The following is a 14,733-nucleotide window of genomic DNA, read 5'->3' as shown; positions in this document are numbered from 1 at the left end:
TTACATACGAAGCGTATGTGAAACTGCCAGATGCTTTAAGAAAAATTTTTCATAGTAAGTATTTCAAAGAGAATAGCCATGACTAGAACTGCAATATTTCCCCAAGACCGCCATGCCCTGTATGAACAACATGGTTATTCTGCTGCAATCAAATCGCAAGATTTACTGTTTGTTTCAGGTCAGGTCGGTAGTCGTGAAGATGGCTCTCCTGAACCAGATTTTGAAAAACAGGTAGAACGGGCTTTTCAAAATTTAGCTGCGACATTGGCAGCGGCTGGTTGTACTTTTGATGATATTGTCGATGTCACCACCTTTCATACCAATCCTGAACAGCAGTTTGAAAGCATTATGAAAGTTAAAAACCAGATTTTTACCCAAAAGCCTTATCCGAACTGGACGGCTGTGGGGGTGACCTGGCTGGCAGGTTTTGACTTCGAAATCAAAGTCATTGCGCGTATTCCTCAAAGCCCTTAGATCAGCATTTACTTTAAAATTTTCTTCACGGACTAGATTGAGATTGTTGATTCAGCTTGCAGCGCAATTCGGTATAATGATCCATTCCTTATTATTCTTGTCTCCCTATGTTCGAAAAGTTAATTAATTCGCCTGTGAATCATTGGTGTGAATTTGAGTTCATCTCAAAAACTGTGAAGAACCCGAATATTCATATTAAAGGGAATTATTCCTACTATTCAGCCTATTGGGATCAAGGTTTTGAGCGCTGTGTAGTACGTTATTTACATGATAAGCCTGCCACGCCAGACAAGCCGATTGATCAGCTTTATATCGGTAATTTCGTCTGTTTTGGCGCAGAATGCGTGATTATGATGGGTAGTAACCAATTGCACCGTATCGACTGGATTTCAGCGTTTCCGTTCGATACACGTGGTTTTGAGCTTGCTGGTGATACGATCATTGGTGATGGCTGCTGGATCGGCTCTCGTGCCATGATTATGCCGGGTGTAAAGCTTGGTGAAGGTGCTGTGGTCGCAACGGGGGCTGTCGTGACTGAAGATGTGCCACCTTATGCCGTCGTTGGTGGTGTACCAGCCAAAATTATTAAATATCGCTTTCCTGAGGAAGATATAAAAAAACTGCTTTCACTTAAACTTTATGACTTAGATGAAAAGCAGTTTTTAAAGATGCGTGAGCAGTTGCAGACGGATGATGTTAAAAATCTATTAGAAATCTTTTAATAATTTCCTTTCTTTTTATATCGATTGATCATCACACTATAGGATTTCATATATGGATCATCATATTCATAAATCTTAATCTCTATCTCTTCATTATATTGCAATCCATAACAATCATGATATTGAATTAGAAATAGTTGTTGTAATTTTTTATTTTTTTGAACCTCATTAATTTCATCATCAGATAGATAAATGAGAAATTCATTCTTAACTTTTTTTTGTATTTCATGTCTAGTACAAATAATACGTTTACTATCCACCTTAATAATTGATATTTCTTTTGCAACTTCCCCTTCATTTTCAATAATTAAATTATAGCTAGCTTCATAACCCATCTCTACATCTATGACTTCACCATCAGCATCTCTTATTTCTCTTTGCCGATCTTCGATAAAGAAATTTTCGCTCTTAAAATTTAAAAATGGCTTCGCCGCGAATTGTTTTTGCTTAAGTTCATTTTCATAAAATTCTGCCAACCGTGATTGTTGTTCAACGGAAGCTCTCATTTCTTTAACTTGCAGATCCAAAGCGTCAGTTGTTTTTTTAAGTTCATCTGCCTGTAATTTTAAGGCTTTAGAGTTTTGCTCAAGTCCTTTACCTTGCTGATAAAATCCTCTAACTAACCAGAAAAATGCCAAGGGTGCAAAAGCTCCAGCAATAAAATCACCGAATTCATTTAAGTTTGTAGGCAAAATTCCATTATGAATTTTAAAATAAATAAAAATGAGCCATGCAAAAGTTATCGCCCACGACAAACAGCTCCCAATATTTAATTTGAACCATTTAAAAAAGTCTTTAGACATTGTTCTTAAAATTCAGTTGCTTATTTCGTGATTATCATATCATTGTAATTCTTATAGGCATAAAAAAAACCCACTCAATCGGAGTGGGTTTTTCTAAGAATATGGTGGCTATGACGAGACTTGAACTTGTGACCCCCGCATTATGAGTGCGGTGCTCTAACCAACTGAGCTACATAGCCTTAAACTGTGCGCGCATTATGAGTTTTTCTAAAAAAAACGTCAACCCCATAATGCACTGATTGATCAAAATTTGGTGAAGTGAGCCGATAAGCCGGGTTCTGTCGAGAACGATCATTCCTCTAGGCGTACAATCACTCATACGCTCAAGCGACCTACCCGGATCCAGCATGGGCCATGCCTAAAGGATCCCTATTTGGTCTTGCTTCCGGTGGGGTTTACCATGCCATGAACTGTTACCAGTCATGCGGTGCGCTCTTACCGCACCCTTTCACCCTTACCTCCGATTCCGATTGCTCAGAACCATAATGAAGGCGGTCTACTCTCTGCTGCACTTTCCGTCGGCTCACGCCGCCCAGGCGTTACCTGGCACCTTGCCCTATGAAGCCCGGACTTTCCTCCCCTGCTTCAATCACGGAGATCTCCACAGCAGCGATCGTCTGGCTCACTTCGAGCCGCATAGTATCAAATCTGGCAACTAATTGCTTGATGTTTTTTGAGCAGTCAGTTTTTCATACTTGGCTTGAAGCTGTTCCTGCGTCTCTGCATGGTTTGGATCCAGCGGGATACAGTCTACAGGACAGAATAACTGACACTGCGGTTTATCATGATGTCCGACGCACTCGGTACACAGATCAGGATTGATCTCGTAAATGAGTTCCCCCATATAAATTGCCTCATTCGGGCATACAGGTTCACAGACATCACAGTTGATGCATTCATCGGTGATATATAAAGACACGCTACCAACCTTGTTGAAGTTTACGCTCGAAGGCAGCAACCACGTTTGGCGGAACAAACTTGGTTACGTCCCCTCGCAAGCGGGCAATTTCACGCACCAGAGTGGATGAAATAAAGGAATACTGTTCTGAAGGGGTTAAAAATACCGCTTCAAAATGTGAATCCAGCTGACGGTTCATATTGGCCAACTGAAATTCATACTCAAAATCTGACACTGCACGCAGACCACGCAGGACTGCTGTAGCATTCTGCTCACGAAAGAAATTCACCAGCAGGCCATCAAATCCTACAAATTCAACATTGTTCAAATGGCTCAACGACGCTTGGGCCAGCTCAACTCGCTCTTCCAGACTAAATACCGGGTTCTTGTGATGTCCAATCGCAATTGCAACTACAACTTCATCAAACATCTTTGCTGCACGGGTCACCAGGTCAATATGGCCATTGGTGATCGGATCAAAGGTCCCCGGATAAATTACACGAGTTTTAGTCATCCATTTTTACTCTGTTTATTGTGTAAGTTTTCCATTTTAACAAAATCTTGATTTTTTGGCGAAGAAACTCCATCAATTTAAAAACTTCAACTCAATTAAAGTTGCGGTACAATAGCAGCAAGTTTGGAAGTATCAGATTATGGCGAAAGCAAGTATTGTAGTTAAAAAAAATAACGGCGGAACGATTGCGCTAAACAAACGTGCCCGTCACGATTATTTTATTGAAGAAAAATTTGAAGCTGGACTTTCCTTACAAGGCTGGGAAGTAAAATCCTTGCGTGCTGGTCGTATGACCATCGTGGAGAGCTATATCACCTTTAAAAATGGTGAAGCTTTCCTGTTTGGTGCCCAGATTCAGCCGCTATTGAGTGCGTCTACCCATGTGGTGCCTGAAGCGACGCGTACCCGTAAACTGTTGCTGAATCGCCGTGAAATTGAAAAGCTTCTGGGTGCAATTAACCAGAAGGGTTATTCATGCGTACCACTGGCTTGTTACTGGAAAGGTCCAAATGCCAAACTGGAAATTGCGTTGGTAAAAGGTAAACAGCTGCATGATAAGCGTGCAACTGAGAAAGACCGTGACTGGCAACGCGACAAAGCGCGAATTTTCCATCGCTAATGGTTACATAATGCCTATAAAAAAACCTCCATGAAATGGAGGTTTTTTTATGAATCCAATTAAGCCTTCAGATTCATACGGGCCAGCGTCAAGGCAATATATTCACCAAACCAGAGCGCAGTTTTTAAATCTCCCTCAGGTGGGGTTACATCAACAGGTGCATTATCCGATTGAGTCATTAAACCTAAAAAGCTGGACATACGGTTGAGGTCAGTTACGCTACGTCCAGTTGGCATTAACGGCAAACCTGCCCATAACATGCCGTGCTGCATGGCAAACAGATTAATCTGCTGCAATACCGCCAGCTTGTCGCCACTGAGACCGCCGCCATTGGTAAAAGCTGCTGCCAGCTTGCCCTGCCATGCACGTGCCAGCCAGCGTTTCGAAGACTGTTCCATAAACAGCTTCATCGCCGAAGTCAGACTACCCATATAAGTTGGACAGCCAAAAATAATCGCATCGGCAGCGTCCAGCACTTCCCAATCTATATGTTCGACATTCATCATATGCACCTGAACACCAGTTTCCCGTGCACCATCGGCAATGAAATTTGCCACTTTAGCCGTGTGTCCATAAGGACTGTGATAAACAATCGCAACAGATTGGGAAGATAGGGACATAATACTTAAAAACCAAGAATTTCAGTCAAGTTTAACATTTCCAAGCCATAAACACGAATGTTGCCATGCGTCCGGTCTTGGCTTCACGGCGATAAGAGAAGTATTCATCTGCCTGACGGTAAGAGCACTGATCACCCCCCAGCACGGTTTTGATACCATGCTGATTCAGGATATAACGCGCAATTGCATACAGATCGGCATAGTGCTTGCCTGCCTGCTCTCCTGCCTGAAATGCACTGTCCAGTTCAGGATATTTGGAACAGAAAGCTGCTTTTACTTCTGCGCCAATTTCAAAACACGGCTGACTAATCGCCGCACCGAGCCATGCCCAGGTCGGCTGAGTCTGCATGGCAGCAATGGTATTTTCCACAATCCCACCTGCCAGCCCACGCCAGCCTGCATGTAAATTGGCAACTTCTGTGCCATCTGCATTTCCCAGTACCACAGGTAAACAGTCTGCGGTCATCATCATCAAGGCGTGCGCTTTGCGCTGCGTAACCAGACCATCACCGATCAGCGCCTCAAATGGCATCTGCTCATTGATGGTATAACAAATCGTGCTATGGGTTTGGGTCATCCAGGTGATTTTATCCACGCCAAAAGGCTGGAAGTCTTTTAGCAACTGGATGCGATGTTTTTGCACACGCGCCGGATTGTCATTGACATGCAATGCCAGATTAAAGCCCGCCAGTTCTGGCTGCTCCGATGGCTGTATCTGTTCATGATGAACACGAGTCTGACCCACATAAACGCTTTGAGGCAAACCTTGTACAAATTGCATGTCTCTTTCCTTTTAATGACCAATGCTGGAAATGAAGAAATTAATAAGCCTTGTTTTCGCTGCGCAGTACTTCAACCAGATTGGTGAAATCTTCTGGCCACGGCGCATTAAAGGTCATTTCTTCTTTGGTCCGTGGATGTTTCAGACCTAAAGTCGCAGCATGCAGTGCCTGACGTTTAAAGCCACGCAAGGTATCTTCAAGCAACTGTGAAGCACCGGCTGGCATACGCACACGCGGCATATACACCTGATCACCCACCAAACCATAACCGATATAGCTAAAGTGCACACGGATCTGATGGGTACGACCAGTTTCCAGACGTGCTTGAACACGGGTAAAGTGCTGAAAGCGTTCTTTCACATTGTAATGCGTGACTGCATCCTTGCCACCTGGAAGTACGGTCATTTTGACACGATCTACCGGATGACGTTTGATTGGCTCATCAATGGTACCGCCGGCAATGATGTTGCCATATACAACTAGATCATAAACGCGGTATACCGATTTTTTCTCAAGCTGACGGCTTAAAGAAAACTGTGCTTCCAGGTTTTTCGCAACCACCAGTAAACCCGAGGTATCTTTATCGATACGATGTACCAGACCGGCACGCGCCAGTTCTGCTGATTTTGGATAATGATGCAATAAAGCATTCACCAAAGTACCAGAACTATTGCCTGCACCCGGATGTACGACCATGCCAACTGGTTTGTTGACCACAATAATGTCATCATCTTCATAGATGATATCCAGTGGAATATCTTCAGGAAGGCTGCGGGTCTGTGCTTCAAGTTCAACATTTAGTGTAAGCGTTTCAAAACCATCACATTTATATTTAGGCTTTACAGGCTGGCCATTGACCAATAAATTACCGTCTTTAATCCACTGTTTCAGCTTTTCGCGGGAAAAATCGCTCCATACGATCGCGGCAACCTGATCGATACGCTGGCCCAGATAGGTTTCATCCACTTGAAATTGCAACGCTAAACGTGTTGCAGTTGTGTCTGAAGTATGGTTATCTGCATCCTCAGAATCTTCAAGTAAATTAAAATCAGTTTCAGGGAAATTAGAATTGGAAGATTGTGCTTGACTCATTTGCTCATTCAGACAAAAGTGGTTTAATAGTGCAATTGTAGCTCATTGCCCGTATTAACAGAGGAATTTTTATGTCGCTACCACATTATAAAATGACAATGCTTGCAATTACGTTAGGCGTTGCATCGGCAATGGTAGGCTGTAGCAGTAATCCAACAAAAAAAGACGTCGTGGATAAAGGCCCTGAAGCCAGCGAACAGGTTTATATTCAAAAAGCACAAAAAGCGCTTGATCGTCAGCAATATAGTGATGCTGCACGTCAGCTTGAAGGTCTGGAAACCTATTTCCCTACCAGTCAGTATGCAGCTCAGGCGCAACTGGATCTGATCTATGTCAAATTCCAGCAAAAGGATTTTGAAGGTGCAGTGGCATTGGCTGAACGCTTCATCCGCCTGAACCCACAACATCCAAATGTGGACTATGCCTACTATGTGCGTGGTGTAGCCAACATGGAGCAGAACTATAACGGTCTGCTGCGCTATACCAAACTGAAACAGTCACACCGCGATGTCAGCTATCTGAAAGTGGCTTATCAGAATTTTGTCGATTTTATTCGTCGCTATCCTTCAAGCGAATATGCAGTTGATGCTGCTCAACGTATGAAGTTTATTGGTCAGGAACTGGCTGAGCACGAAATGAATGCGGCGCGTTTTAATATCAAGCGTAAAGCCTACCTTGCGGCTGTTGAACGTGCGCAATGGGTGATTGAACACTACCCACAAGTGCCACAAACTCCGGAAGCTCTGGCGACCATTGCCTATGGCTATGACAAGCTCGGTGATAAAGCGACTTCACAGCAATATATCGAAGTGCTGAAACTGAACTATCCAAATCTGGTGAATGCCGATGGTACAGTGGACTTAAGTTCGGCACGCAGTGAAGGCAGTTTCTTTAACCGTGCAACCTTAGGGATCTTCGGTAAGGAAGCGCGTACCTACTCAGGTTCAGACAATATTCCGGAACCGAAACAGGAACGCAGCCTGACCAATCGCATGTCCTTTGGTTTGTTAGATCGTCCTAAAAACACTGAAACTGAACAGCCTGAGCCGACTGCTGAATAAGCCGACTGTTACAGGTGCAATTTTGCAAAGGGCAAGGTATCATACTTGCCCTTTTGCCATTTCTGAGCAACGCTTGAACAAATCGTGCAAAAGGTATACAAAGGAATTTATATAGAGCCGGCTTAATTCCTACTCTTAATTTTTCAATGATTTACACCTTATAAACGCAGCACGAGAAGCTCAGCAGACTATGGCTATTCCTCAACATACGATTGATCAGATTCTCGATCGCACCGACATTGTCGATGTGATTGGTCAATTCGTGAAATTAAAAAAAACTGGCCGTACCTATTCGGGCTGTTGCCCTTTCCATCAGGAAAAATCGCCTTCTTTCCACGTTTACCGAGACAAGCAGTATTTCCACTGTTTTGGCTGTCAGGCCAATGGGAATGCCATCCGTTTTTTAATGGACATTGGCAACCGTAATTTCATTGAAGTGATGAAAGACCTGTCCAGTCAGACCGGCATTGAATTACCTAAAGATAATCAGGAATCCAGCAAGCTTAAATATAAGCGTGAAGCAGCGAAGCCTAAAGCTGCAACAAAACCGTCTGTGCCAAAGGCAGCAACCAATACATCCAATAATCAGAATCAGGCAACTTCAGCTGCCAGTAATACTGCATCGGTCACCAGTTTTGACCCTTTTGCAGAGTTTCAGAATCCTGAACAGGATTACTATAGCGATCCGTTTGCTGCTTTTGAGCAAATGCCAATGCAGGACGCGCCTCAGGAAGGCAACCTGTTTGACCTATTGGAAAATATCGCACAATTCTATGAGCGCCAGTTACCGAATAGTGCCAGTGCACAGCAGTATTTCCGCCAACGTGGCCTCAGTGCTGAAACAATTGCCTATTGGCGCTTAGGCTATGCACCGGAAGACTGGCAGCACCTGGAAAAAGCTTTCCCGCAGGATATTGAAGGTCTCAAGCTCTTAGGTTTGATTCGTACCAGCGACAATGGTCGTGATTTCGACCTGCTTCGTGACCGGGTGATTTTCCCGATTCGGGATGCGAAAGGTCGCGTGGTCGGCTTTGGTGGCCGTGCCCTAAATGATGAGATCAAACCAAAATATATTAACTCGCCGGATTCGGAAGTTTTCCATAAGAACCAGTTGCTGTATGGCCTGTATGAGGGCCGTAAGCAGAAAGCCCAAGAGTGGCTGATGGTCGAAGGCTATATGGATGTCATTGCCTTGCAGCAATATGGCATTCATGGTGCTGTGGCGACACTGGGGACTGCCAGTAATACCGAACATCTAAATATCCTGTTCAAGCAGAATCATCGTATTACCATTGCCTTTGACGGTGATGCTGCCGGTCAGAAAGCGGCACGACGTACACTTGAGATTGCCCTGCCGTTACTCAATGATGGTCGTGAGCTGAAGTTCTTTGTACTGCCAAATGACCATGATCCAGATTCATTGATCCGTCGTGAAGGCATTGAAAACTTTCGCCGTCTATTAGATCAGGCTCCGCTGTTATCTGATTTTGTATTTGCTCATCTGGCCCAAAACCATGATGTGACCACACCTGAGGGTAAAAGCCAGGTCATGGCAGAGTTGCGTCAGCTGACCGAGCTATTACCAAAGCAAGGTTCTTATCGCTATTTGCTGCAACAGTTCTTCCGGGAAAAACTGGGTTTTAACCGCAAATGGCAACCCAAGGTTAATAATGACGCGAGCTTAAGCTTTAGTACCAAGATTGATGCTGAAGAATATGTAATTGCAATCTTGCTGAATCATCCTTATCTGTATATCCATTTTGAACCATTGCGTGCTCTAGTTTCACCGGACCAATTGCTCTACAAGATATTGAATATTCTAAATGTAATTTTTGATGATCTACCAGATGATCCAGAGTTGTCGACTTATTATGTACTCGGTGCTTGTGCCGCACATCACCATGAATTACAGCACATCCTGCAACATGCTAATGTCAGCGACTATACCTCTTCTCCTGAACAGGCAGACAAGCTGGCAGCTGATTTCTCCACCAAGCTGCAATATCAGTGTTTAAAAAACAAGATTAAGTCGAAGAAATTTAGCAGTATTGAAGAAATGAAGAATCTGAAGTTGCAGATTTTTGAGATTGACCGGAAGCGTACCATGACACTGCTTGAAGAATAATTTTCTTATTTTTAAGTTGAGTAATGGAGATCTGTGTAGATCTCCATTTTTTATTGGATCGAAAACATCTAGTGCTTTGGTTTACGGCGTTTTAGCATGACCTCATGCAAGGTATGCTGTACCATCTCAAAACAGCTCGGGTCTTCAGCTTTGGCCGCTTCACGCAGCACAATCGAAGTGGGATGTAGCAGCTTTTGAGTCAGACGATGTGATAAATCTACTAGTACCTCTACAGCCAGATCACCTTTGGCAATACGTTGCATGGCATGGGCCAGTTCTTCTTCACGTAACTGTTCACCATAGTCACGATAGGCATGAATGGTGTCACCTGCCAGATTTACTTTCTGTTGGGTAACCAGTTCAGTTGCCAGCTGATTGACCATTACTTCCGCTTCAACCGCCGCCTGACGACGCTGTGCCAGGTTTTCCTCAATCACGCTTTGCAGGTCATCGACACCATAGAGATAGACTCCATCCAGCTTTTCAACCTTGGCATCGATATCCCGCGGTACAGCCAGATCAACCAACAGCATTTGCTGGTAACGGCGTTTCTTTAATGCCGCTTTGACATCAGCAAAGTAAATCACCTGATGCAGACTACCGGTACAACTGGAAATGACATCAGCACGATGCAGGTTCGCTGCCAGCTGATCAAATTCAATAATTTCAACATCGACACGATGCGCGATTTCCTGTGCCAGACTTTCAGCACGTGCGCGGGTACGGTTGCAGATAATGACCTTACCGACACCCATTTCCGCCAGATGCTTGGCCACCAGGCTATTCATTTCACCTGCGGCAACAATCATGACGGTCAGTTTTTCTGGCTTGGAAAAAACCTGGATCGCCAGCTGTGCCACCGCATACCCCATCGATACGGCATGACTCCCCACTGCAGTTTCCGAACGCACACGTTTGGCGGCATAGAAGGCATATTCAAATATACGGTTGAGGTTTGGCGAAACGGTATGAGCTTCTTTAGCCAGGGATAAAGCGGTTTTTACCTGTCCCAGAATCTGTGGCTCACCTAACATCAGTGAATCCAGACCACTGGCGACACGCATCAGATGTGTAACTGCCTGAGCATTTTCATAGCGATACACATGGTTTTGCAGCTGCTTGACATTAACCCCATTTTTTTGGGCGAGCCAGTTCAGCACCATGTCGACATTGTCAGACATCGCGTAGATTTCAGTTCGATTACATGTAGACACCACCACCATGTCATTCAGCTCAGGGTGCTGGCTTTGTTCAGCAAGCAAGACACTTAATTTTTCAGGACTAAAAGCAACTTGTTCACGAAGTTCTACAGAGGCAGTTTGATGGTTGACACCCAATGCAAAGAAAGACATATCAGGTCATCATTTCACTAAATTTATGCTATTGTGCAACATCGGTGTCATAAAAAGCATTACTTGGATCAAGAAAAAATTGCGATATATCAACAGCCGTAGTCACGGCCATACAATTAAGCAATATTCTACCACATTCTTACTTGTGGGTAGCATGGCTTCCACTGCCCAGCTTCAGGCAGCAGGAACAGTTTACCATGCCAACCCAAATTATGAAGCAATAAAACAGAGTATGATCGCCGAGTTTGCTTTAGCTTCCAACGACATTCCAACTGCACTACATAACTATACTGTGCTGGCCATCAAGAGCAATTCCACCACAGTAAAACAACGTGCCTTGAATGTTGCTTTGGAACATGATGATCTGCGTGCAGCCCTTGATATTTCGACACATTGGGTAGTTCAGGAACCACAAGATGTCCCAGCAATGTTCTATCTGGCGCATATCGCCTTAAAAGCCCACGAATATGAACTGGCAGCAGAAACCCTAGATAAAATTCTACAGATTGATGACAGTGCCGATCTGGAAGAAATTCTTGCAGGAATCGTCCCAACAGATACTGAAGATCGAAATTATCTGATACAGGCACTCAGTTCCAGCAAAGCCAAAAATAACCCCTCTATTCTTGTCCTGGTCGCAGGACTGGAAGCCCAGAATGGTCAGTTTGAACAGGCACTGCTGACCATTAATCGTGCTCTAAAGAAGCGTCCCAGATCTACGGGCTATATTCTGCTGAAGGCCAATCTGTTACAGGCCTTAGATGACCAGGAACAGACCTTAAAATGGTATGAAAAAGCCAGCAACAAAAACCGCAACAATATCGAAGTGCGCCTGGCTGAAGTCAAATACCTGATCAAGCTCAATGAAACTAGATTAGCCCTGCAAAAACTGGAAACTATTCTAAAAAAATGGCCTACGCATGAAGAGGCCTTATTTATTGCAGGCCTGACCAGTATTGACCTTGAAGAGTACGACAAAGCAGAAAAATATCTGGTCGAACTGCGCTACTCAGATCAGTATCAGAATGAAGCTTATTATTATTTGGCGATTAATGCCGAGCGTAAGCAGCATTATGAAACTGCCAAAGCCTATTACCGTCTGGTGGATGGCAGCCTGTATACCGTTTCCAGGCGTAACATGATCTCTATCTTCAGCAAGCAGGAAAAACTGACAGATGCCCTGCGCTTCCTGACCCAGGAACGAGTTAATTATCCACAACATGCCAGTTTTCTGTATCTGGCTCAGGCGGACATCTTAAAAAAGATGGACAACAAGAAAGCTGCCCTGCGTCTACTGGAGGAAGCCAGCAACAATCTGCCAGATGATCCGGAACTGGTCTATGCTCAAGTACTATTGTTAGATCCACATCAGGATCGTCTTCTGCTCGATCAGTTGCTGAAACGCTTATTGAACATTGAACCGAATAATCCAGCTTATTTGAATGCCTATGCCTATACACTGGCAATGCAGAACCGTCGTCTGGAAGAAGCCCGTCGTTATGTCGAGCAAGCACTGGAATATGCTCCTGAGCAAGCCTCGATTTTAGATACCTTCGGCTTTATCTGCTATCAGCAAAATGACTTTGCTACTGCTGCTCTAGCTTGGGAAAAAGCTTACAACCTGAATCCGAGCGCAAAAATTGGCGTACGACTGGCTCGCTCACTGTACATGAACGGTGATATTGAACAATTCCAACAAGTCTTTAAACAATTACAACAAAATTATCCGGATGATCCTGAATTAAAGCAGCTTCATTCGTTATTGTTATCACCACCGATGAAAACGAGTTAATTCTATTATGCCTAAGCTTAGCCAGCTGGCCTGTTGCTTCCTTGCATCAGGCACTTTGATTCTGACCGGTTGTCAGCAGATCGCGCAACCCAAACAACCTGCCACATCGGCAATTCCAACTGCTGAAAATGAATTCCAGCTCCAAGGCAAGATTGGTGTGCGTACCCCACAACAAAGTGGCAGTGCCTTCTTCACCTGGGCACAGCAGCAGGAACAATTTGATATTGAACTGACGGGTATTCTGGGCGTAGGCAAAACCCAGATCACTGGCCAACCTGGTCAAGTTTCGCTGAATAGCGCCAAAACAGGTCTGATTAAAGCTGCTACACCAGAAGAGCTACTGCAACGTGCAACTGGCTGGCAGGCACCGATTACCCATCTGGTCGATTGGGTACAGGCTCGTCCTGCGACCAGCAATGCCCAATTGCAAAAAGATGATACTCAACGCATCAGCCAGATTATTGAAGATGGCTGGACCGTGGATCTCAGTTATGCAGCACAGGCACGTCTGCCAAACCGCCTGATTTTAAAACAGACACTTGGGAATGGCGGTGAAAACCGTATTACAATGGTGATTCAAAATCGTTAATGCATTTGATTGAAACTTAACCATGATTCGTGTTCCCTCGCCTTCTAAACTGAATTTGTTTCTCCACATTACGGGTCGCCGACCAGATGGTTATCATGAGCTGCAAAGTATTTTTCAGCTGATTGATTTGTGCGACTGGCTGGAGTTTGAGCAAACTGCAGATAAACAGATTCAGATTGAAGGGCTGGCATCTGTCGATCTGGAACAAAACCTGATCTATCGTGCGATTCAGGTGCTTAAACCTTATGCAAAAGCTTATTCGGGTCTAAAAATCCGTCTGGAAAAAAATATTCCGATGGGTGCTGGACTGGGTGGTGGTTCATCGAATGCTGCCACCACTTTAATTGTCGTGAACCAGCTCTGGGATTGTGGGCTAACAATTGAGCAGTTAGCTGAACTGGGTGTCAAGCTTGGTGCCGACGTGCCGATTTTTGTTTATGGCCGAAATGCATGGGCAGAAGGCATCGGTGAACACTTAACATTCATTGACTTAGATCAAAAACAGTTCATTGTGCTCAAACCTGACTGTTTTATCAGCACTCAACTGCTTTTTTCACAAAAAACGTTGACAAGAGACACGAAGAGCTCTAAATTTTGCGCCTATCAGATAACGCCATCTGATTTCGGAAATAACTTTGAGCCACTGGCAAGAAGCTTATATCCTGAAGTCGATGAAGCAATGCAGTATCTCGACCAGTTCGGTGTTGCAAAGCTTACAGGTACAGGTGCCTGCGTGTTTATCGAAGTAACTGAAAAGATGAATGTAACCAACATTCTTGAAAATGCACCATGTAAAGCTTACCTGGTGAATAGTTTACAAGAATCACCATTACGTCATTTTAAGGTTTGTTAGGGGTATCGCCAAGTGGTAAGGCAGCGGGTTTTGATCTCGCCATCCGTTGGTTCGAATCCAGCTACCCCTGCCATTTTTCACCTGTAGATGTACTGTAGTAGGGGCGTCGCCAAGTGGTAAGGCAGCGGGTTTTGATCTCGCCATCCGTTGGTTCGAATCCAGCCGCCCCTGCCATTTTACAGTCATCAAATTAGGGGCGTCGCCAAGTGGTAAGGCAGCGGGTTTTGATCTCGCCATCCGTTGGTTCGAATCCAGCCGCCCCTGCCATTTTCTCAAAAAAGACAGGACATGGTTTTGCAGTAAGAGTGTTAATTTACCTTGACACAATAGCGCAAAAATATTAAAGTTCTGCCGCATTAGGGGTATCGCCAAGTGGTAAGGCAGCGGGTTTTGATCTCGCCATCCGTTGGTTCGAATCCAGCTACCCCTGCCATCTA

Annotated in this window: 15 protein-coding genes, 5 tRNA genes and 1 other RNA gene; 12 read left to right on the top strand and 9 right to left on the bottom strand. The window is 44.4% G+C overall.

Translation table 11 applies throughout. From position 1 onward, the window contains the following. The first annotated feature begins 78 nt into the window (after positions 1 to 78). On the top strand, positions 79 to 474 hold the full coding sequence (locus B3D47_RS08200; RefSeq protein ID WP_286861261.1) for a RidA family protein: 396 nt from the start codon (positions 79 to 81) through the stop codon (positions 472 to 474). Between the two features lie 107 nt (positions 475 to 581). Next, complete coding sequence (locus tag B3D47_RS08195; RefSeq protein WP_286861259.1) at positions 582 to 1,196, top strand: CatB-related O-acetyltransferase; 615 nt, start codon at positions 582 to 584, stop codon at positions 1,194 to 1,196. Here the strand turns inward: B3D47_RS08195 and B3D47_RS08190 are convergent. The 5 genes from B3D47_RS08190 to coaD all read right to left on the bottom strand — a co-directional run bounded on the left by B3D47_RS08190 (position 1,193) and on the right by coaD (position 3,411). Further along, positions 1,193 to 1,999: a hypothetical protein gene (locus B3D47_RS08190; protein ID WP_286861256.1), complete on the bottom strand. Its 807-nt coding sequence runs from the start codon at positions 1,997 to 1,999 to the stop codon at positions 1,193 to 1,195. The two genes, B3D47_RS08195 and B3D47_RS08190, sit on opposite strands and share 4 nt — an antisense overlap. A gap of 102 nt (positions 2,000 to 2,101) precedes the next feature. Continuing rightward, a tRNA-Met gene (locus tag B3D47_RS08185) sits at positions 2,102 to 2,178 on the bottom strand. A 72-nt stretch (positions 2,179 to 2,250) separates the two neighbouring features. Beyond that, positions 2,251 to 2,628: RNase P RNA component class A (rnpB, locus tag B3D47_RS08180), an RNA gene on the bottom strand. A gap of 26 nt (positions 2,629 to 2,654) precedes the next feature. Continuing rightward, positions 2,655 to 2,918, bottom strand: a complete 264-nt coding sequence (locus B3D47_RS08175; RefSeq protein WP_034434081.1) for a YfhL family 4Fe-4S dicluster ferredoxin — start codon at positions 2,916 to 2,918, stop codon at positions 2,655 to 2,657. Between the two features lies 1 nt (position 2,919). Further along, positions 2,920 to 3,411, bottom strand: a complete 492-nt coding sequence (gene coaD, locus B3D47_RS08170; protein WP_004814921.1) for a pantetheine-phosphate adenylyltransferase — start codon at positions 3,409 to 3,411, stop codon at positions 2,920 to 2,922. A 139-nt stretch (positions 3,412 to 3,550) separates the two neighbouring features. Between coaD and smpB the strand changes: the two genes are divergently transcribed. Further along, complete coding sequence (gene smpB / locus B3D47_RS08165; RefSeq protein ID WP_004891982.1) at positions 3,551 to 4,030, top strand: SsrA-binding protein SmpB; 480 nt, start codon at positions 3,551 to 3,553, stop codon at positions 4,028 to 4,030. 59 nt (positions 4,031 to 4,089) lie between these two features. Here the strand turns inward: smpB and B3D47_RS08160 are convergent, their stop codons facing one another. Genes B3D47_RS08160 through rluD form a run of 3 tightly spaced genes read right to left on the bottom strand, consistent with a single transcriptional unit; the run spans position 4,090 to position 6,524 of the window. Then, positions 4,090 to 4,650, bottom strand: a complete 561-nt coding sequence (locus B3D47_RS08160; protein WP_286861251.1) for a flavodoxin family protein — start codon at positions 4,648 to 4,650, stop codon at positions 4,090 to 4,092. Between the two features lie 31 nt (positions 4,651 to 4,681). Then, the gene (gene pgeF, locus B3D47_RS08155) at positions 4,682 to 5,431 is read right to left on the bottom strand and encodes a peptidoglycan editing factor PgeF (RefSeq protein WP_286861248.1); all 750 of its coding nucleotides are present in this window, start codon (positions 5,429 to 5,431) and stop codon (positions 4,682 to 4,684) included. Positions 5,432 to 5,471: 40 nt separating this feature from the next. Next, positions 5,472 to 6,524 carry a 23S rRNA pseudouridine(1911/1915/1917) synthase RluD gene (rluD, locus tag B3D47_RS08150; RefSeq protein ID WP_004814917.1) on the bottom strand — a complete coding sequence of 351 codons (1,053 nt, stop codon included), beginning with the start codon at positions 6,522 to 6,524 and terminating at the stop codon, positions 5,472 to 5,474. Between the two features lie 71 nt (positions 6,525 to 6,595). On the opposite strand from rluD, the gene B3D47_RS08145 reads away from it, so the two are divergent. Both B3D47_RS08145 and B3D47_RS08140 read left to right on the top strand, forming a co-directional pair. After that, a complete protein-coding gene (locus tag B3D47_RS08145) occupies positions 6,596 to 7,585 on the top strand; it encodes an outer membrane protein assembly factor BamD (protein ID WP_004814916.1) in 990 nt (329 codons plus the stop codon). A gap of 190 nt (positions 7,586 to 7,775) precedes the next feature. Continuing rightward, entirely contained in the window at positions 7,776 to 9,710 is a 1,935-nt protein-coding gene (locus B3D47_RS08140) for a DNA primase (RefSeq protein WP_004814914.1), read from the top strand. A 68-nt stretch (positions 9,711 to 9,778) separates the two neighbouring features. On the opposite strand, the gene hemA is transcribed toward B3D47_RS08140, so the two are convergent. Then, entirely contained in the window at positions 9,779 to 11,062 is a 1,284-nt protein-coding gene (hemA, locus tag B3D47_RS08135) for a glutamyl-tRNA reductase (RefSeq protein ID WP_286861243.1), read from the bottom strand. A gap of 79 nt (positions 11,063 to 11,141) precedes the next feature. Between hemA and B3D47_RS08130 the strand changes: the two genes are divergently transcribed. The 7 genes from B3D47_RS08130 (at position 11,142) to B3D47_RS08100 (ending at position 14,729) form a co-directional block, all read left to right on the top strand. Next, positions 11,142 to 12,854, top strand: a complete 1,713-nt coding sequence (locus tag B3D47_RS08130) for a tetratricopeptide repeat protein (RefSeq protein WP_004891967.1) — start codon at positions 11,142 to 11,144, stop codon at positions 12,852 to 12,854. A gap of 7 nt (positions 12,855 to 12,861) precedes the next feature. Next, on the top strand, positions 12,862 to 13,443 hold the full coding sequence (gene lolB, locus B3D47_RS08125) for a lipoprotein insertase outer membrane protein LolB (protein ID WP_004891964.1): 582 nt from the start codon (positions 12,862 to 12,864) through the stop codon (positions 13,441 to 13,443). 22 nt (positions 13,444 to 13,465) lie between these two features. Then, positions 13,466 to 14,296 (top strand): 4-(cytidine 5'-diphospho)-2-C-methyl-D-erythritol kinase, encoded by an 831-nt coding sequence (gene ispE / locus B3D47_RS08120; RefSeq protein WP_004814910.1) that lies wholly within the window; start codon positions 13,466 to 13,468, stop codon positions 14,294 to 14,296. Continuing rightward, a tRNA-Gln gene (locus tag B3D47_RS08115) sits at positions 14,295 to 14,369 on the top strand. The genes ispE and B3D47_RS08115 overlap by 2 nt, the downstream gene beginning before the upstream one ends. 26 nt (positions 14,370 to 14,395) lie before the next feature. After that, positions 14,396 to 14,470: transfer RNA gene (locus tag B3D47_RS08110), tRNA-Gln, on the top strand. 18 nt (positions 14,471 to 14,488) lie between these two features. Further along, positions 14,489 to 14,563, top strand: a tRNA-Gln gene (locus B3D47_RS08105). Positions 14,564 to 14,654: 91 nt separating this feature from the next. Further along, a tRNA-Gln gene (locus B3D47_RS08100) sits at positions 14,655 to 14,729 on the top strand. Positions 14,730 to 14,733: the final 4 nt, after the last annotated feature.

The sequence above is a fragment of the Acinetobacter sp. UBA3461 genome, from assembly GCF_002381195.1.
GTDB lineage: Bacteria > Pseudomonadota > Gammaproteobacteria > Pseudomonadales > Moraxellaceae > Acinetobacter > Acinetobacter schindleri.
The sequence above is the reverse complement of the archived record's forward strand: the minus strand, read 5'-3'. Positions and strand labels throughout refer to the sequence as shown.

Coding starts and splice junctions, on each gene's coding strand:
- B3D47_RS08200 (WP_286861261.1), top strand. CDS start 79: ATGACTAGAACTGCAATATTTCCCCAAGACCGCCATGCCCTGTATGAA.
- B3D47_RS08195 (WP_286861259.1), top strand. CDS start 582: ATGTTCGAAAAGTTAATTAATTCGCCTGTGAATCATTGGTGTGAATTT.
- B3D47_RS08190 (WP_286861256.1), bottom strand. CDS start 1,999: ATGTCTAAAGACTTTTTTAAATGGTTCAAATTAAATATTGGGAGCTGT.
- coaD (WP_004814921.1), bottom strand. CDS start 3,411: ATGACTAAAACTCGTGTAATTTATCCGGGGACCTTTGATCCGATCACC.
- smpB (WP_004891982.1), top strand. CDS start 3,551: ATGGCGAAAGCAAGTATTGTAGTTAAAAAAAATAACGGCGGAACGATT.
- B3D47_RS08160 (WP_286861251.1), bottom strand. CDS start 4,650: ATGTCCCTATCTTCCCAATCTGTTGCGATTGTTTATCACAGTCCTTAT.
- pgeF (WP_286861248.1), bottom strand. CDS start 5,431: ATGCAATTTGTACAAGGTTTGCCTCAAAGCGTTTATGTGGGTCAGACT.
- rluD (WP_004814917.1), bottom strand. CDS start 6,524: ATGAGTCAAGCACAATCTTCCAATTCTAATTTCCCTGAAACTGATTTT.
- B3D47_RS08145 (WP_004814916.1), top strand. CDS start 6,596: ATGTCGCTACCACATTATAAAATGACAATGCTTGCAATTACGTTAGGC.
- B3D47_RS08140 (WP_004814914.1), top strand. CDS start 7,776: ATGGCTATTCCTCAACATACGATTGATCAGATTCTCGATCGCACCGAC.
- hemA (WP_286861243.1), bottom strand. CDS start 11,062: ATGTCTTTCTTTGCATTGGGTGTCAACCATCAAACTGCCTCTGTAGAA.
- lolB (WP_004891964.1), top strand. CDS start 12,862: ATGCCTAAGCTTAGCCAGCTGGCCTGTTGCTTCCTTGCATCAGGCACT.
- ispE (WP_004814910.1), top strand. CDS start 13,466: ATGATTCGTGTTCCCTCGCCTTCTAAACTGAATTTGTTTCTCCACATT.